The following is a 17,674-nucleotide window of genomic DNA, read 5'->3' as shown; positions in this document are numbered from 1 at the left end:
CTTTCGACGACAATGGGACAGCACGAAGGCTGCAGGACGCGGCGGTCTGTTCAGCGGGTTGGGAGTGCCTAAGCGGCGGCGGTTGCGGTAAGTGGCGACGGGCGTTGGCGCACCGTCTCAAATCGCTGCTTGTGTTTCACGGCTTGGCGTTCCACCGTCTGCAGCGCATGATGCAGAGCCACTTCCATAGCGGTGGACTCACATCGAGCCACCAGCTCTTCACCGCGGCACTTCACCAGAATTTCGGCAATGTGGCGGTACTTGTCTTCAGTGAGGATGACGTGCGCGCTGGTACATCTGCGGGTGACCCGGGAAATTCGTTCCATCCCGGCTTCGACCTGCGCTTTGAGTTGGGAAGTCACCGTCGTGCGACGGCCTGTGAACTCGATCGTCATGAAATATCTCCTTGGCTGGAGCTGAAGAGTACGCTGGAGCACCTTCCCTGTGGGTCCCTCAGAGATTCAACCTCAATGTGCGTTTTCTGCATTGAAAACGTCATTGCGCGCCGTTCCCGGAAATTCCCTGACAGGAGAAATACCCTGGTCAGCGCTGTCTGCGCTGATGCGTAGAGGGAATCTGCATGTCTTCCCTGTACTTCGCTACAGTGCGGCGCGTTACCTTGATGCCTTGGCGCTGCAGCTCCGTGGCCAGATACTCATCTGTCCACGGCTTGCGGGGATCCTCCTCCTCAATCAGTTTCTTTACCTTCCGCTTCAGCAACACCAGCGGAAGATCGCCACCCTCCGGGCCATTTACAGCCTCGGAGAAGAAGAATCGTAGCTCATAAACGCCCTGTGGGGTGTGGACATATTTATTCGCGACCGCCCGGCTTACCGTACTGGGATGAACGCCGATCTCCTCGGCGACCTCCTTGATCATCATCGGCCGCAGCCCCTCGACACCCCGCTCCAGGAACTCCTGCTGCCGCCGCACGATCGAATCGCACGTCCGCACAATCGTGTTCTTCCGTTGCTCGATGTTCCGAAGCAGCTGAATCGCGGACTTATAGCGCTCCTTGACGTACTCCTTGACGTCCCGCTCCACCGTCTTCTCGCGCAGCATCTTGCGGTAGGCGTTATTGAGGCGCAGCGCTGGCATGTCCTCCTCATTCATCACCACGACCCACTCTTCGTCGCGCAGCACAAAAGCCACATCCGGTTCGATCAGCCGCGTCTCCGCCTGGTTGTACCGTTGACCGGGCCGCGGATCGAGCCTTCGGATGACATCAACAGCCTCGTTGACCATCTCCGCAGGCTGCCGGCATAGCCGATTCAGCTCCCGCATGTCGCGCTTCTGAAGCAATGCAAGGTGTTGCTCGATGATGACAGCCGCCAGTTCCAGCACTGCCAGCAGATGCTCGACTTGCTCCTCGCCCAGCGTGGCCCGCTCCTCGGCGATGCGTGCCTCACGCTGCTGCGCCCGGATCTGCGTCACCAGGCATTCGCGCAGCTCGCGGGAGCCGATCCCCACCGGATCCAGCTGCGAGACGATCTCTCTCGCCTCGGCCACGCTCGTCAGCCGCTCAAGTTCCGGCGTCGAGGCGGCCAACGAAGAAGCGATCTCTTCGTCCGTGGCCGTCAAATAGCCGTCCTCGTTCAGGTTGCCGATCACCGCATCCGCAGCGGCCCGGATCTCGCGGCTCAGGCTCAACGATCCCAGCTGCCATTCCAGGTGGTCGGTCAGTGTCGAAGGAGCGGAGAGAAAGTGTTCGAACGACGGTTTGTCGTAATCCTCAAGCGCTCCAGCGGTCCGATAGCCGGGATCGAGGTAATCCTGGAAGTAGCTTCCGAAATCGATCTCGTCAAAGGGATCTTTTTCGGGTCGCTCACTCTCGGCGGAAATATCCGCCACGCTGCGCTCGAGATCGCCCTCCTTGCCGGAACGCTCATCCAGCGTTTCGGAGGTCTCGTCGATCTCTTCGAGCACGGGGTTCTCGATCAGCTCCCCGTTGATCATGTCCTTGAGCTCGAGCTTGGTCAGCGCAAGGACGCCCACCATCTGCACCAGCCCAGGCGTGAGCACCTGGCGCTGCGACAGCTTAACGTTCAGACGTGGTTGCAACAACTCTTCGACCTCACCAACGCAGAGACGGCCCGACGAACACGGTCTGGCCCGCGCCTGCCGGACGGCCCTATGCAATCTGGCCGGCGTGGGCCTAGTGTACTCCGAAACCGCAAGCTGCCAAGATTACGACCGGTCCGAGCTCTCGCCAGGGCCCAAATTGGAAGTCGTGAAAACGGATTCCATTTGCCTAAAGATAGAGGCAATTTTGTCACTGGGCACGGGGAAGACCGAGGATAGTCTTAACTACCCAGGTACCTCTCGGTACCAGCGGCTATGGAATTGCTGCGCGTCTCATCTTTCCAGATCGTGGAGCGCGGCCTTCCCTACATGGAGAAGTTTTCACCCAGATAGATCCGCCGGACTTCAGGATTGCGCCCAAGCTCCCCCGGTGTTCCCGCAAAGAAGATCCGTCCGTCGCTGATGATGTACGCCCGGTCCGTCACGGCCAACGTCTCGGCAACGTTATGGTCGGTGATCAACACCCCGATGCCCGTGTTCTTCAGATCCAGGATGATCTTCTGCAGTTCCAGCACTGCAATGGGATCGATGCCCGAAAACGGCTCGTCCAGCAGGATGAACGCCGGATCGATTGCCAGGCAGCGCGCAATCTCCACGCGCCGGCGCTCGCCGCCGGAGAGCGCATATCCCTGCGTCCGCCGCACGTGCCCCAGATTCAGCTGCATGATCAGCGACTCCGCCCGCTTGCGCCGCGTCTCCCAGCTCACCTGCAGCGTCTCCAGCACGGCCAGGATGTTCTCTTCCACAGTCAGCTTGCGGAAGACTGAAGGCTCCTGCGGGAGGTAGCTGATCCCGTACTCCCGCGCGCGAAGGTACATCGGCGTACGCGTGATGTCCGAGTTATCCGTCAGGATGCGACCCGAGTCTGGCCGAACCAGCCCCACCGTCATGTAGAAGGTCGTCGTCTTGCCGGCGCCGTTCGGCCCCAGCAGACCCACCACCTCGCCCTGCCGGATATGGAGGCTTACCCCTCGCACCACCTGCCGCCCACCATAAGCCTTAGTCAGCTCTTCGGTGGCCAGCGTTCTCATCGTCAATGCGATTGCCTCACTTCTGTCTCAGTGCGAACGCGTCCGCCAGGCTGGCCGGGGTTCCCCGCTACGATGATCGTACTCCCCGCTCCAGAGAAGACGAGGGTGGCTCCGGTTACGTTTCCCTGTTGGGCATCAGCGATATGTGGTGGATGCGTCGGGCTACCCGTCAGGACATATTGGTCGTCTGCCGCCGTATAGGTCAGCTGTTCTCCCGTGCCCGATCGCCCCGGCTGCCGCATGTGTACATCACCCAGGACGACCACCTTCTCCAACGTCCCACCCACCGGATTCGCCTGCGCCGCCGGCGAGGCAGTCGCTGCCGGCGAGCCCGTCGTCGCCTGCTTCCCGGCGCTCAGCGTCGCGACCGCCCGCTGCGCCTCCACCTGCCCCATCGTTCCCTCGATCTTCACCCCGCCAGCGAAGATCGCCTGTCGCGTCAGATCCGAGTAATCCAGCCTCGGGCTGGTGACATGCATGATCGTCGCGGCAGTCTTTTTCTCGCCTGCGCCCGCCTTCTTGCTCCCCGCTGCCGAAGTTCCCGGAGCTCCGCCCTGGCTGGCGAACACGGCCCGTACCTGTGCTCCCGGAGCCACAGGCCTCGCTGTGAGCGATCGCCGCACACCATCGAACAGCAGATCCGCAGCCTGCACCTGCGACCCACCCTGCCACAGCCGCGCTGGCGCGGCATCCGTTCCGCGGAAGTCAGCAATCTTTCCCGTACGCACAAACTTCGCTTCGGCCGATGCGATATGCATGACGGCCTGCGCTTCACGGGCGCGCCCATCAGGTTTTGCAGCCTTGCTTCCGCCTTGGCCCTCGGGCTCGTTCTCGATCGACGCCAGCACATTCCCGCGCGCCTCCGCGTCTCCCGATCCCTCATGCACCGTCACCTCGGCCGCGGTCAGCGAGTTCTGCCCATCGCTAAAGTGCGTTCCCCCAGTAAGCGTCAGCGTGTCCGTAGCCGCTTCGTACGTGCCCTCCGCCGCGCTTCCCGTGGACACCGTCGGTTGCGCAGCGGTACTTCCCTTCGCGCCTCCTGAGCCCGGCCCTCCAGAGCCAGTCCCTCCAGCCACGGGCTTCCCCGTCGACCGGCTCATCATCGTCAGGTGCCCGCTTTGCTTCGCCGTCGCAAGCTGCGCTGTCCCGGTCGCGCTGGGCAGAAACTCCGCATTCAGCAGGTCAGCCTTGCTCTCCGAGAGATCGCCGTCCGCACCGTCCTGGCGCAGCTTCGTGTGCCCCGTACCCACAATCGTGTGCAGCAGCGATTTGCCCCCGGCATTCTGCGTAAACGCTGCGACCAGATCGTCGGCATCCACGGTGTTCCGCTTCACTTGTTCCGCGACTGCGCCGGGCGCTCCAGGCTTCTCGCGCGCTGCCGTCACCGAGTCTCCGCTAACCTCCGCTGCCCCCACCGCATGCAGCCCCTTGATGATCGCCGCACTTGAGTGTGGACGAGCGGCTTCATGCACCATGTTTGCGGTGATCGTCTCGCCATGCATCGCGCGATGCATCGTGCGCCCGCCAGTCCCAATCTCGTCAAGCGATACTGACGCCTTTCCGCGCCCCACGATCACCGTCGGCGCTCCGTCCTTATCGAAGTTCGAATCCACCGTCTGTGCCGCACCATGCGTCGACCGCGCAGGATTCGCATCGGCCATCGTCACGCCGCCCATCAGCTTCGCCGACTGCAGCACCGAATTCTCACCCAGTACAGCATCGAGATGCACCGCCATCACCTGGGCAGTTCCTTCGGTCAGCACCACGTTGCCGCTCGCCGATCCATGATCGATCGATCCATCCTTGCGCAGATACACCACCGCCGCGTCCGACCGCCCTGTCCGATCCCCCGTCCGCGCCGTGGGGCGCTCAAAGGTGGCGATATTGCCGATCCGGTCGATGAATGCATTGGCCGCGGTCATGTCCAGCTGCTGCCCATGCAGCGTCCCCGCCGCGTGCACGTCAGCCAGCAACCGCAGCGTGCTCGCGCTGGGACTGAACTCTGCACCTTTGGCCCGTGCCGAGAGCTTGCCCCAACGGAACCGAACCTCCTCGGAGGTAGCCGCCACATCCAGCTTGCGCACGTACACCACGCCTGACGTCTCCACAAACACCACCTGCGGTGACGAGGTCACCGTCGCCGTCGGGGGCGACTGCGTCCCATGCCGCGAGCCCGCCACCGATTGTGGCACTTCGAGTTCCATCCGCACATCTCCGATAGCCTTCGCCACACCCGTGTTCTGGTCGTACTCGATCTCGTTGCCGTAGATGTGATCGACCTCGGTCGAGGTCTTGCTGTGCAGCTCTACCGCTACGTCAAACAGCGAATATTTCCCATCCCCATGCTGCACCACCCGCCCAGCATGCAACGTATAGGACGTATGCCCCAGCAAAGAGTCAGAGTACGTAACGTTTTTTGTCTCGTGGGGAGTCTGCAGGAAACGCTTCACGGCAGAGCCGAAGACCTTCTTGGCCCTGTACCGCCCGTACGTCACCAGGCCGATGAGCGAAGCGATGAAAAGGACGGCGCCCGCCAACAGGAACCACCGCAACCGCTCGATCGACAATCGCATCCTTAGTCCTGTCTCGATTCTCTCATCCCGCAAGACCGGTCCCACATCGAGGCTCGTATCTTGCAGTGCCAACACGTAGAATGACGCAGACGATGTCCGATCAGCTCTATCTCAGCCTGTGGTATCCGAACTTTCGACTCGAGTCGCTCCCCGGAGCCCTCACCGGAGTGCTGCGCCAGTTCGCCACCGTGGCCGGCGAAGGCAAGCCCGGCAGCCTCTTCGGCCGCGTGTGGGCCGCCAGCGCCTACCCCATCGACTGGACCGAGTCACCCACTTACCAGCGCGTCTTCGTCAATGACACCCGCTCTGAGGACTCCGGGGACACCGACGACGCCATCATCGAAAACGCCATTGCAGAGGCCACCGAGCACCTCCACGAGGACATGGCCTACGAGTTCGAGATGCGCTGGCTCCTATGGCAGCCAACGGACAAAAAGTCCGCGGAATCGGCCGATAACAACGACGCCGATCTCGAAGACGATCTTCCCTCCAACGTCATCACCATGCATCCCGCGTCTCAACCTGCCCAGACTTCCCGCTGGAAGCTGGAACCCGCCCGCGTCCGCATCGCCGGCTTCGGCCCCGAGTTCGACGTCGGCGCCTACGATCAGAACGGCCATGTCCGCGTCGAGTTCGGCCTCGATACCCCCTGGGTCCAGGAAGACGCCGAGATGACCCGCGAGGACGCAGCCAAGATCCAGCAGAACATCGAAAAGCTGCTCGCCTTCACCCTGCTCATCGAAAAGCACTGCGGCATAAGCTCCCGCCTGCTCTGGACCGAAAGCGGCGAGCCCCTCGCCGAAAAGCTCATCGCCCGCCTGCAGCGCCTCAACTAGGGAACCTCTGAACAAGTTCCGGTTTTGTCAGGGCGGGACTTCAGTCCCGCCGTAAGTGCAGCGATTGCAGCGCGGCTTTAGCCGCTGAGGGAAGGCTCGAGACTTAATCAGACCTTCCCTTGAACTCCAGCTCTAAGCACCCAAGTCGAAGCGCTCATCCTTGCCCCGCCCCTGAAAACCTGAAGCCCTCGCGCCTCTACAGCAACCGCCGCTGCAGTAGAGGCACAATGGTGCGGGCCACGCGCGTTCAGGTCCGGCAGCCCAAACCTACAGCGCCTTCCACGCCGCCATCAGATCCGACTGCAGCAGCTTGTAGAAGTCATAGCTCTCGTTATCCACCTCGCCGGCCAGCTCAAACAGCCCACACGGCGTCGGGATCGGCGGCGTGATCACCGGCAGCGACGGCGGCGTCAGCACCGGGTTCGCAAAGTCCAGCGCATGCGCCAGGTTCGTCACCTCGTTCGAGGCATCGCGTAACGTGAGCGGCGCGAGGTTGTAGCGCCACTCGATCAGCTTCAGCACCGACGTGTGATCGTAGAGCTTCGAATCGATCCGTGGCGTCGCCGGATTGCTACCCTGCGAGAACGGTGACACCACGATCGTCGGCACCCTGCATCCCAGCAGCGCCTGTCCGTTCACCAGGTCCGTGTCGATGGCGTTCGGCGCAATCACCCGCGGCGGAGCAATCGTGTCATAAAACCCGCCCCACTCATCGCGGTTGAAGATCAGCACCGTGTTCGCCCACTTCGGCCCCTGCGTCACCGCGCGGTAAACCTGCCCCATGAACGCCTCGCCCGAGCGCAGGTCCGCGTGCGGATGATCGTCGTTGCCCTCGCCATCGTCCAGGATCGTGTACTTCGGATCCACGAACGACACGGCCGGCAGCGTCCCCGCCGCCGCATCCAGAAGAAACTCCGCATACGGCGCGGAGATGTTCAGGTACTTCGTTCCCCATAGCGCCAGAAACGGCACGTTCGAGTAGTAGTACTTCGCGCTGATGCCCGCCTCCGCCAGCGTGTCCCAGATCGTCGGCAGCGTGGAAATGTCTAGCGTGTTGGAGAGCCGGTCCGTCTGCGCCGCGTGCTGGAAGATGCGATTGGGAAAGGTGGAGCTGAGGATGGACGCGAAGTAATGGTCGCAGGTCGTAAAGTTTCGCGCCAGCGCGGCGAAGAATGGCAGCTGCGGCTCAGTGTAGTAGCCGATGCTGAAGGTATCGTTGGTCGTCGTACGCAGCCAGCCGTCCATCGCGCCGTTATCCACCTCGCTGCGGCCGCCCGCATAGGAGTGGTCGGGATCGGGATGCGCGCAGCCCACATAGGTGCTCAGCGGCTGTGTCTCATGCGTCTCGCCATTGCTGTCCGTGAACGTGAGCCCCGCCTGCTTTCCATGAGCTCCCGGCAGCCATCCCAGCAGGTGATCGAAGCTTCGATTCTCCATCATCACCACAATGATGTGCTCGATCGTGGAGGCTTCCGGGTCGGGAAGCTGCTGCGCCTTGCCTGCTTCTTCACCCGTGACAGCCAACGCGGCAGCCGACGCCACGCCCGCCACGTTACGGAGAAAGTCCCTGCGATTTACGCTCATGGTTCGTCCAATCCCTCAAATCGAGATGAGTGCGGAGATGACGAAGCCTGGGATGGCCGGGCCGATTCGATAGATGCCCTCCAACGTCAACACCCGGTTAAAGCCAAAGGGGAGGCATGGCCTCCCCTTTCATTTCGCCAAACGTTCTTTCAGTCCTGCGCTACGCCAGCTGCTCCTGCAGCGCCGGATAGTCCGTGTAGCCCGTCGCTCCAGTCATGTAGAACGTCGCAGGATTCGGCGCGTTCAGCCCGGCGTTCTCAGCGAAGCGCTTGGGCAGATCCGGGTTGGAGATGAACAGCTTGCCCCACGCGACGGCATCCGCATCGCCGCGCTCCAGCGCAGTCTCCGCGCTCTCCTTTGTGAAGCCCTCGTTGGCCACGTACACGCCGCCGAACTCCTGCTTCAGCTGCGGGCCGATCCAATCCGGCCCCTCGTGCTCGCGCGCCATCAGGAACGCCAGACCGCGCTTGCCCAGCTCTCGCGCCACATAGCCAAATGTCTCCAGCGGCTTCTCGTCGCCCGGGCACTGCCCGTCGCAACGTGGCGAAAGATGCATGCCCACGCGCCCAGGACCGAACACCTCCGCCGCCGCATCCGCAGCCTCCAGCATCAGGCGCGCGCGGTTCTCCACACTGCCGCCGTACTTGTCTGTGCGATGGTTGGACTTGCTGGAGAGGAACTGGTCCAGCAGATAGCCGTTCGCTCCATGCAGCTCCACGCCATCGAATCCCGCAGCCTTCGCCAGCTGCGCCCCGTGCTTGTACGCTGCCACGATCCCCGGAATCTCATCCAGCTCCACCGCCCGCGGCACGTCATACGCCTTCTCCGGACGAACCAGGCTCAACCGTCCATGCTGTGCAATCGCGCTCGGCGCAATGGGCAGCTTGCCATTCAGGAACGAAGGATCGGAGATCCGCCCTACGTGCCAGATCTGCGCAAAGATGTGCCCGCCGGCCGTGTGCACCGCGTCGGTGATCGGCTTCCACAACTCTGCCTGCTCATCGGACCAAAGCCCCGGCACCTGCGGATACCCCACGCCCATCGGATCAATCGGAATGCCTTCGCTGATAATCAGCCCCGCACTCGCCCGCTGCGCGTAGTACTCGGCCTGGATCGCCGTCGGCAGATGATCGGGAGTGCCACGCAGCCGCGTCAGCGGCGCCATGAAAATGCGGTTGGGAAGCATCAGATCCCCAACCTGAATCGGATCGAATAGCGTAGGCATGACTCGGCAATCTCCTTGAAGAGCTTTCGGAAGATACGATGAGGCACCAAACGAAAACGATTCGACCAAGATCGAATCGTCTCAAATGAAATCAGCCTCACCTTGGCTGTCATCTCCTCAAGGCATGTGCTTCTCGACAACCGCAGCGAGCGCCCGACAAGAGTTCACCTCAAGCCCTCGCAGCTCGAAACCTGAAGACCTCGCACCTCGACAGCATCAAGTCTCTAACTTGCGTCCGCACCATCACCCAGCCGTAACAATCTCCGAAAAGTCCGCGATACCCGAGAAATTTTCCACGATGGTAGATAGCAAGAGCAGCCTGCGGTTCCGAAGGTGGATCTCTGGGTCCATCACCATCACTTGTTCAAAGAACGCATCGACCTCGGGCCGGATGGAGGCGATGGCTGTCAATGCTTCGCCGTATGCACGCCGCGCGCGAAGATCGTTCAATTCGGAAGCGACTTCGAGCGCCTTAGCCGCAAGAGCCGCCTCCGCCTGACCTGCACCTGGAAAGAAATATCCGCCAGGCTCCGGTTGATAGTTCGCCTGCGCCAGAATATTTTTCATCCGCTTGAACGCCGCACTTACCGCCAGGAAATCTTCGCTGCCACGAGCCGCCGCGACTGCCTCTGCACGAGCAACCGTGTCACGCACGAAACAATACCCGCCTTGGCGCTCCGAACCAATCACAGCAGCAACAACGTCATACGCATGCCCGCACACCTCACGAAGGTAGAAAGCGACGCGCTCGCGGAAGAACGCCAGCATCTTATCGCGAGTCGCTTCATCCTTGACGCAGAGCATGATGATCGTCGCCAGGTCGAGAGGCCACTCCCGCTCTGCGAGTATCTTCACGATGCCATTCGCCGCCCGGCGCAACGCAAATGGATCCTTAGATCCGGTTGGCTCAAACCCTAGCCCAAACATCCCGGTAAGGGTGTCCAGACGATCGGCGATGCCAAGCAATGCGCCTTCCACTGACCGTGGAATCCCGTCCTCCATGCTGGCCGGAAGGTACTGGTCATAGATAGCGCCAGCAGCAACTTCGCTTAGTCCCTGCGCCTTTGCATACAAACCACCGATTACACCCTGAAGCTCGGTAAACTCCTTCACGAGCTCGGTCGTCAGATCGGTCTTCGCCAGCGTCGCCGCCTCTTCCAGCGCTCCGAGATCAACCGGCTGCCCGGCTCCGCGTCCCTCCGATATCGGGTGGACCACCATCTCCGCCAGCTTGAGCGCCAACTCCTTCACCCGCTCCGTCTTCGCCGCATAACTCCCCAGGTCCTTCTGGAACGTCACATTCTCCAGCAACTTCACACGCTCCACCAGCGGAGTCCGCTGATCGAAGTCATAGAAGAACCGAGCATCGTTGAACCGCGCCCGCAGCACGCGCTCATTGCCCTGCCGAATGATCGCCGCATTCTCCGCGTCGAGCGCAATATTCGTCACGGTCAGGAAGTACGACGCCAGCTTTCCGTCAGCACTCTCCACCGCAAAGTACTTCTGGTGATCGCGCATCACCGTCACCAGCACCTCTTCGGGCAACTCGAGATATGCCGCGTCGAAGCTGCCCAGCATCACATCCGGCCACTCCGTCAGGTGCGTCACGCCATCGACCAGCGCCTCATCCTCACGCCACCGCGCACCCGGCACCTCGCGTGTCACCCGATCCAGCGCCTTGCGAATCTTGTGCCGCCGCACTTCCACATCGGCGATTACATACTCGCCCTCTAACTGCGCGAGATAACTCGCCGGCGTCTCCATCTCAAACGCCTCTCCACTCGACAGCACGCGATGCCCAAAGCTCGCGCGCCCCGCCGTACGCCCACCGAAACTTACCGGCACAACGTCGTCACCCAGCAGAGCAACAATCCACAGCACAGGCCTCACAAACTTCTCCGGCTTGCCCGGACGCCAGTACATGCTCTTTGGCCAGTAGATCGCCGCGATCTCCTTGGGCAACTGCTCCGCGATCACCTCGCTAGCCGAGCGGCCCACCTTCATCGCCGTCACCGCAACGTACTCTCCCTTGGGCGTAGTGATCGTGCGCAGCGCGCTCACCTCCACGCCGTTCTTGCGCGCAAACGACTCCGCCGCCGGCCCAGGCACACCATCCTTGAACGCAATCTTCGCCGACGGCCCCACCACCTCTTCGCTCAGGTCAGGCTGCCGCTCCAGCACATCACTGATCAGCACAGCCAGCCGCCGTGGCGTCGAGTACGACTTCGCATCCGTGAGCGGATCGAACCCCGCAGGCAGTAACGCTTCCTTGCCCAGCAACGCCAGCGTGCGACGCAACAACTCCGCCTCCGCCGCGGCAATCATCCGCGCGGGAACTTCTTCCAGCCCAATCTCAAACAGAAACTCTGCCACTTATGCACCCACCACGCTGGCTTGCTCACCAGCCGACTCGCTGACCCGTTGTTCCTTCAGCCGTCCCTGCTCCACATACACCTTCGCCACGCCAATGATCAGTGTACGAATCCGCCCCATCACTCCCACGCGCTCCGTCACCGAGATCGCCCCACGCGCATCCAGCAGATTGAACGTATGCGAGCAGTTCAGCGCCAGCTCATACGCTCCCAACGTCGGGAACCGCAGCATGTCCAGCTGATTCGCTGACTCGCTCACCCGCTCACTCGCTTGCGCAAGCAACGCCTTGCACTCCGCCTCATACAGATTCAGGTGCTCCCACAGCTTCGCCGTATCCGCATAGTCAAACGCGTACGCCGAGAACTGCTGTTCTTCATGCAGACGAACCTGCCCATAGGTCAATTCCTTCCCATGGCGATCCCGTGTCCACACGATGTCGTAGATCGAATCCTTGTCCTGCAGGAACTGCGCAATCCGCTCCAGCCCATACGTAATCTCGCCCGAGATCGGGTCCAGGTCCATGCCACCGCACTGCTGAAAGTACGTGTACTGCGTAATCTCCTGGCCGTCGAGCATCACCTGCCAGCCCACGCCCCACGCGCCGCCCACCGGCCACTCCCAGTTGTCTTCCTCGAACTTGATGTCGTGCTGGCGCAGGTCGATCCCAATCGCCACCAACGACTCGAGGTACAGCGACTGCACGTCCTCCGGTGGCGGCTTCAGGATCACCTGCAGCTGCGTGTGGCGGAACAGCCGGTTCGGGTTCTCGCCATACCGCCCATCGGCAGGACGCCGCGAAGGCTGCGCATACGCAATGGAAATAGGCTTCGGCCCCAGCACACGCAAAAACGTGTCCGGGGACATCGTGCCCGCTCCGACCTCGAGGTCGTACGGCTGCTGCAGCACGCACCCGTGCTCGGCCCAGAATTTCTGGAGGGTGAAGAGGAGCTCTTGAAACGTAAGGGAGGTCGAAGCCATGAATTGCCTTGCTGAAATGATTGCGGAATCTCGTCACACCCATTCTAACTGCTGGCAACACGCGCCTTCCCTGCCGCCGTTCGCTATACTCAGGTGACTTCCACTCTCCGGCCCAAAAAGCCGCCAACAGATGCCCTTCACTCCGGTCTCGGACAACTCCCGGCCGTACTTCCCTGCATTGGACGGGCTGCGCGCCATCAGCGCCGTGATGGTGATCTACTTCCACACCCACGGCAACCTGGGCTGGATGGCCTATATCCCCGGTCGACTCGGTGTGGACATCTTCTTCGCCCTCAGCGGCTTTCTCATCACCACGCTTCTTCTGCGCGAGCAGTACACCACCGGTCGCGTCGATCTGCGCGCCTTCTACCTTCGCCGCGCCTTCCGCATCCTTCCCATCTATTTGTTCGTCCTCGCCGTCTACGTCGCCCTCAACGCCCATCGCGGCGGTCCCCACTGGGCGGAGATGAAATCCGCCCTGCCCTACGACCTCACCTTCCTCAACGAGTTCTCCAGCGGCCCCTTCCAGTTCACCTGGTCGCTCGGTGTCGAGGAGAAGTTCTATCTGCTCTGGCCCGTGCTCTGCTTCGTCCTCTTCGTCAACAAACGCCTCCAGATGGCCGCAATCACGTGGGCTCTTCTCATGGCCGCGATGTTTCTCGTGCGCAACGTCGGCCAGGGCTTTGCGCTCTCGCACTCCTACGCCGGCCTGCTGCTCGGCTGTTTGCTCGCGATCGTCATGAACTCGTCCCGCCTGGATACCATGCGACGCTGGATCAGCCGGGTCCCCTGGCCAGTTCCGGCCCTGCTCGCCATCGCCGGCGCGGTCGCCTTTTCCTTCCAGCGCTTCGGGATCATCGCCTTCCAGTTCGCCATCCTCCTTCTCATCGCACACATCCTTCTGCAGCCCAGCCCGCTCGCCAGCGCCCTCTCCGGTAAGGCCATCGTGTGGGTCGGCAAGCGCTCCTACTCGATGTACCTGGTGCACGGCCTCTGCCTCGGAGCAGTCGAATCAAAGCACTATCCCGTCACCTTCCGAGATCATCTGCTGGTCGGAGCCGCAGCCTCCATCCTCGCCGCACTGGTGGCCCATGTGCTCTACCTCACCATCGAAACCCCATCCCGCCACTACGGCCTCAAAGCCATCGCAAGGATGAAAGCCCGCGCCGCGGGAACTCCGCTCCAAGAGACGGCATAGTGACTCGATTTATCCCCATACTCTGAGGTGTCCCCGTACCCACCCTCACCTTCGCTTCGTCCAGCACGCGGTAGTAACAATGACTGTGCCTGGTGCGCATGTATCCGTACAGGGCGTGCGCCGTATGACAGGGAGTCGAACCCCAGGCCCTGGCCCATCAGGGCCACCCAGAGTGCCAGCTTTGCCCCGCTGGCGTGGGGTTGTGCTCGCCACGAAACGACGGCTACCAACTCCTCAGAGAGCCGTGCCTTCTAAAGCAGTTCCGTCTTCCAATTCAGTTCCTGCAGCTTCGTATCCGTCTCACGGAACGCCTTGGCCAACGCGTCGATCTGCTGCTGCAACGTGGCGATCGAAACCGTCGAAACAAACTTCACCTCAGACTTCGAGTAACGGTCCTGCCGAGTGCTCGCTGCATCAGTCACCGCTATCAGCACATCGCGCTTCTTGGCCAGCACGTCGCGCGAAGCAATCGCGTCCGAGACGCTACGCGTACTGTCGAATGCGGTCTGAGCGTTCGTTCGATTGATCGATGAGATCAGGTGCTCGAGTCTCGCACATAGCCGGTCCACCTCGGCGAGCAACTGACCCGTGTCCTCAGGAGGATTCTCTCCCTCCTGCACCCGTGCCGCGCGCAACAACCGCTTCTTCACCTCTTCAATACGAACCTGACAATCGGCCCGTTCCGCTAATGCTTCTGCGAGTTTCACAACCCCTCCTACTCTGCAATTGTCGTTTTATTATGCGCCAGACGATCCCGCATCAGACCAACGCCGCCGCGCTCCGAATCCTTCTCTCCAGGTGCCGCTCCAGCACCGCAATCGCAAACGCACGCAGATCTCCCGCCCGCTTCGCCGGCCACTCCTCTTCCAGCAGCCCTGCCAGCGGCGTCCTCGCAATCCTGTAGCTCTCTGCCACCGACTGCGCGCTCAACGCATGACTGTTCGGCCACCGATCGTCCTGGCAGCTCACGCCGTCTGCCGTCGGCGACCACCACACAGTGTGCGCACGAAGATCCAGCCCGCAAGCCGCACAGTGCGCCAGGTCCGGCATCCAGCCCATCAGCCGGTTCATCCACAGTGCAAAGTACGTTGTCGCAATCCAGATCGTTGCCGGATTCTCCATCGCAGTCAGGCAGGTCATCGCCAACCGAAACACGTTGTCCTCCGCCGCCAGATCCGGCATCGCCTCATCCAGCACCTCGACAACCATCTGCATGCCCGCCGCCCGCAGCCAGTCCACCGGAGCTGTCATCGGCGACCACAGGATCTCGAACTGATCCAGGCGCATCAGATCCTGCTTCGGCCGCTCCATGTACTGCGCCCGGACGTACGTCGCCGGCTCCAGCGCACCACCAAACCGCCGCCGCGACCGCATCGCGTGCCGCGCCACGCCCTTCACCTTGCCCTGATCGCGCGTGAACAGCGACACCAGCAGGTCCGCCTCGAGAAACGGCCATGTGCGCAGCACAATCGCCTCGCCGTGATGCGGAATTTGCCTGCCTTCAGCCACAACGCTATCGTCTCATTCCCGCGCGACGCATTCCGAGATCGAGTGCGGCCGCCATCTTCTAGTGCGAGGTCCAGGTCACCTGGAACCAGCCGCTGGTATTGTTCTGCGCATCGGCCGTGTAAGCAGGGATGAGGAATCGCTCTCGCTGGAAGAAGAACTGCAGCGTGGTGTCGTGGGTGAGCGAGTAGCTCCCGCGGACGAAGCCATCGGAGATGGTGGCGCCGCCGGGCAGGTACTCCAGCCCCCCCTTGTTCTGGCGGAAGCCGCCCTCGATGCGGGTCCGCGCCGTGAACCAGTAGCCAACCCGGCCTTCGATCGCGCGAGCATCGCGACCCACAGCATTCCCCAACAGGAAGCTCTTATTGGTATTGGCGTCGAGGTAGACGCTGTTGATGAAGAAGCGCTGACCACCCTCGTCCTGGCTCAACTCCTCGCTGGTAGCAGCCTCCAGACGGAGATCCATCTTCGGCAAACCAGGCACGCTGGCCAGATACGCGCCGACGTTCCACGGCACACGCCGCGGGGCGTCGATCGGATTGACCTCGTCGTCGGCGTAGGCATCGGCATAGACCGTCAGCAGCTTGGTCAGGCCCGGCACATGCACCCGCATGTCGAAGTCGCTCTTGCGGTCTCCGGGATCCGTGCGGTTGTAATACCCATACTGCGATCCCGAGGAATAGGAGCTATCAAGGTTGTGCCACAGGCTGGCGAGGGTCATGGGATGACCTACTCCCCACAGCAGCGACCAGCGCGTAAAGCTCAGCTCGACGTACTTGCCCTGGCCGATCGTGAAGTCCGCCTTCTCGGCGTTGAAGTACGGCCGCGCCGGAAAATGATGGCCGGAGAGCTTGCCGAAGACGATAGAGAAGCGGTAGCTGCCCCAGTTGGGAAAGAACGGAAATGAGTGCGGACGCTCCGCCTCGAAGCGCAGGTTGTAGGTCGGCTCGGCGTTCATGGAGAACGACCATGGGCCCATCGTCCCTGGACCCCAGTAAAGTTCTTGCTTGCCGAACGAGACCTCGTTCCCTCCGAATGCGACGCCAGCGTAGAGCTCCAGTGGCCGCTGCCGCACATACGAGGGTTGAGCCGCCGTCGGATAGAAGGTGGCCGGCGACGGCAGAGGGTTCCCCGACAGCGTATCCAGCTGGGTAAAGAGCTGCGCCTGCGACGGCGTGATGGCCGCGGCTCCAGGACCGTACTGCCCCTCCTGCCGGTCGTAGACGAAGAATCGCCCATGCGTCCAGCGCAGCGAGACTCCGGTGATGGCGTCCGAGCCCCGCCCGAGTTGGCGTCCATAGTCGTTCCACCAGGTCTGGCCAATGTGGAAGCTGTCCGCCAGCGCCGGGCCGGCAATCGTGCCCACGCGAGCGTAGACCGACTCCACCGCAAAGCCGTCCGAAGGCCGCGGCAGTTCCTCGTCGAGGGCCGCGATCAGCTCGCGCGCCTCTCCATCGGAGCCATTCGGCAGCTCCGTCTCCCGGAGCAGAAGCATGGCTTCGGTGATCTGGCGGCGGCACTCCAGGCGTGTCCATGGCCGGATCGCGGTCTGCTGCGAAGGAATGAGGCCGTAGTTGCTCAGGCGCTCCAGGGCCGGGTAGATCCAGCTGTCCATCGGCACAGTGGTCGTGCCCACTCGATCGTCCTCGGGCTCCATGCCTCGCGGCAGCTGACTGGCTGGAAGCGCATTCAGCGGAGGCACAGCCCTGACGACCCCGGAGCCAGCCGCCGGAGCAGGATCTCCCGCGATTGCCGAGTCCGCGCCGCTCACGGTTTCCGATCCCGTCTCTGGCATGGACGCATGAGCCGCCGACGCCAGACCGAGGCAAAGGGCCATGATCCAAACGCATGGAATCCGGGAAAATCGGCGGTGTCTCAAGGTCAGCCTGAAAGGTGGCAGGATCCAGCTCCGGAGTCGTTAGTCAAAGATTCGTGGGAGGGAGATCGAACGCTAGCAGGGGCGCAGAAGAGCTGACTTGAGTATCACCCGATGGTTGAGTCGTAGCAAGTCTCCAGGACGCCAGGCTACGTACCAAGACTAAAGATGACAACGAATTCATCCGAGTCATCCAGCTCATCGTCAGGAAGAAAACCTCCGATATCTTGCCCGCGAGGACGGTTCGTGCGAGCATCCGAAGTAACGCGCAGGTTTTGCGCGGTCCCTCCGCCCGCGAGACAATTTCCCTCTTGCATAGATCCCCAACCTGTTGCAAATAACACGTAACACAGGGTTTCGTCTCATCTCGATACAACGAACCTGCAACCGTTTCATGCTAGACTTCGGCTAC

At 62.0% G+C, this 17,674-nt stretch carries 13 protein-coding genes; 2 read left to right on the top strand and 11 right to left on the bottom strand.

Annotation, left to right across the window (positions count from 1 at the left end; all coding sequences use genetic code 11):
• Positions 1 to 68: 68 nt before the first annotated feature.
• From hpf to AC5E6W_RS20555, 4 genes are all read right to left on the bottom strand, one after another.
• Entirely contained in the window at positions 69 to 395 is a 327-nt protein-coding gene (gene hpf / locus AC5E6W_RS20570; protein WP_491754215.1) for a ribosome hibernation-promoting factor, HPF/YfiA family, read from the bottom strand.
• 148 nt (positions 396 to 543) lie between these two features.
• Complete coding sequence (rpoN, locus tag AC5E6W_RS20565) at positions 544 to 2,064, bottom strand: RNA polymerase factor sigma-54 (RefSeq protein ID WP_491754214.1); 1,521 nt, start codon at positions 2,062 to 2,064, stop codon at positions 544 to 546.
• 323 nt (positions 2,065 to 2,387) lie between these two features.
• Complete coding sequence (gene lptB / locus AC5E6W_RS20560) at positions 2,388 to 3,113, bottom strand: LPS export ABC transporter ATP-binding protein (protein WP_491754213.1); 726 nt, start codon at positions 3,111 to 3,113, stop codon at positions 2,388 to 2,390.
• A gap of 2 nt (positions 3,114 to 3,115) precedes the next feature.
• Positions 3,116 to 5,686, bottom strand: a complete 2,571-nt coding sequence (locus tag AC5E6W_RS20555; protein ID WP_491754212.1) for an LptA/OstA family protein — start codon at positions 5,684 to 5,686, stop codon at positions 3,116 to 3,118.
• A 92-nt stretch (positions 5,687 to 5,778) separates the two neighbouring features.
• Here AC5E6W_RS20555 and AC5E6W_RS20550 point away from each other — a divergent pair, with 92 nt between their 5' ends.
• The gene (locus AC5E6W_RS20550; RefSeq protein ID WP_491754211.1) at positions 5,779 to 6,522 is read left to right on the top strand and encodes a hypothetical protein; all 744 of its coding nucleotides are present in this window, start codon (positions 5,779 to 5,781) and stop codon (positions 6,520 to 6,522) included.
• A 267-nt stretch (positions 6,523 to 6,789) separates the two neighbouring features.
• Here AC5E6W_RS20550 and AC5E6W_RS20545 read toward each other — a convergent pair whose 3' ends face one another.
• The 4 genes from AC5E6W_RS20545 to AC5E6W_RS20530 form a co-directional block, all read right to left on the bottom strand.
• Entirely contained in the window at positions 6,790 to 8,106 is a 1,317-nt protein-coding gene (locus AC5E6W_RS20545; protein WP_491754210.1) for an alkaline phosphatase family protein, read from the bottom strand.
• A gap of 160 nt (positions 8,107 to 8,266) precedes the next feature.
• Positions 8,267 to 9,331, bottom strand: coding sequence for an alkene reductase (locus AC5E6W_RS20540; RefSeq protein ID WP_491754209.1), 1,065 nt, complete (start codon positions 9,329 to 9,331; stop codon positions 8,267 to 8,269).
• Positions 9,332 to 9,574: 243 nt separating this feature from the next.
• Entirely contained in the window at positions 9,575 to 11,704 is a 2,130-nt protein-coding gene (glyS, locus tag AC5E6W_RS20535) for a glycine--tRNA ligase subunit beta (RefSeq protein ID WP_491754208.1), read from the bottom strand.
• A complete protein-coding gene (locus AC5E6W_RS20530; RefSeq protein ID WP_491754207.1) occupies positions 11,705 to 12,682 on the bottom strand; it encodes a glycine--tRNA ligase subunit alpha in 978 nt (325 codons plus the stop codon).
• 130 nt (positions 12,683 to 12,812) lie between these two features.
• Between AC5E6W_RS20530 and AC5E6W_RS20525 the strand changes: the two genes are divergently transcribed.
• Complete coding sequence (locus tag AC5E6W_RS20525) at positions 12,813 to 13,880, top strand: acyltransferase family protein (RefSeq protein ID WP_491754206.1); 1,068 nt, start codon at positions 12,813 to 12,815, stop codon at positions 13,878 to 13,880.
• Positions 13,881 to 14,131: 251 nt separating this feature from the next.
• Here AC5E6W_RS20525 and AC5E6W_RS20520 read toward each other — a convergent pair whose 3' ends face one another.
• The 3 genes from AC5E6W_RS20520 to AC5E6W_RS20510 are packed head-to-tail and all read right to left on the bottom strand — an operon-like array spanning position 14,132 to position 17,223.
• Positions 14,132 to 14,587, bottom strand: coding sequence for a DIP1984 family protein (locus tag AC5E6W_RS20520; RefSeq protein ID WP_491754205.1), 456 nt, complete (start codon positions 14,585 to 14,587; stop codon positions 14,132 to 14,134).
• 52 nt (positions 14,588 to 14,639) lie between these two features.
• Entirely contained in the window at positions 14,640 to 15,389 is a 750-nt protein-coding gene (recO, locus tag AC5E6W_RS20515; protein ID WP_491754204.1) for a DNA repair protein RecO, read from the bottom strand.
• Positions 15,390 to 15,447: 58 nt separating this feature from the next.
• A complete protein-coding gene (locus AC5E6W_RS20510) occupies positions 15,448 to 17,223 on the bottom strand; it encodes a capsule assembly Wzi family protein (RefSeq protein ID WP_491754203.1) in 1,776 nt (591 codons plus the stop codon).
• Positions 17,224 to 17,674 lie beyond the last annotated feature (451 nt).

Source organism: Bryocella sp. (assembly GCF_058498515.1).
Note: the sequence above shows the minus strand (reverse complement) of the source record. Positions and strands in the feature narration are given on the sequence as shown.

Bases quoted from the DNA above. Each gene is read 5' to 3' on its own strand.
- hpf (WP_491754215.1), bottom strand. From the start codon at position 395: ATGACGATCGAGTTCACAGGCCGTCGCACGACGGTGACTTCCCAACTC.
- lptB (WP_491754213.1), bottom strand. From the start codon at position 3,113: ATGAGAACGCTGGCCACCGAAGAGCTGACTAAGGCTTATGGTGGGCGG.
- AC5E6W_RS20555 (WP_491754212.1), bottom strand. From the start codon at position 5,686: ATGCGATTGTCGATCGAGCGGTTGCGGTGGTTCCTGTTGGCGGGCGCC.
- AC5E6W_RS20550 (WP_491754211.1), top strand. From the start codon at position 5,779: ATGTCCGATCAGCTCTATCTCAGCCTGTGGTATCCGAACTTTCGACTC.
- AC5E6W_RS20545 (WP_491754210.1), bottom strand. From the start codon at position 8,106: ATGAGCGTAAATCGCAGGGACTTTCTCCGTAACGTGGCGGGCGTGGCG.
- AC5E6W_RS20540 (WP_491754209.1), bottom strand. From the start codon at position 9,331: ATGCCTACGCTATTCGATCCGATTCAGGTTGGGGATCTGATGCTTCCC.
- AC5E6W_RS20530 (WP_491754207.1), bottom strand. From the start codon at position 12,682: ATGGCTTCGACCTCCCTTACGTTTCAAGAGCTCCTCTTCACCCTCCAG.
- AC5E6W_RS20525 (WP_491754206.1), top strand. From the start codon at position 12,813: ATGCCCTTCACTCCGGTCTCGGACAACTCCCGGCCGTACTTCCCTGCA.
- AC5E6W_RS20510 (WP_491754203.1), bottom strand. From the start codon at position 17,223: ATGGCCCTTTGCCTCGGTCTGGCGTCGGCGGCTCATGCGTCCATGCCA.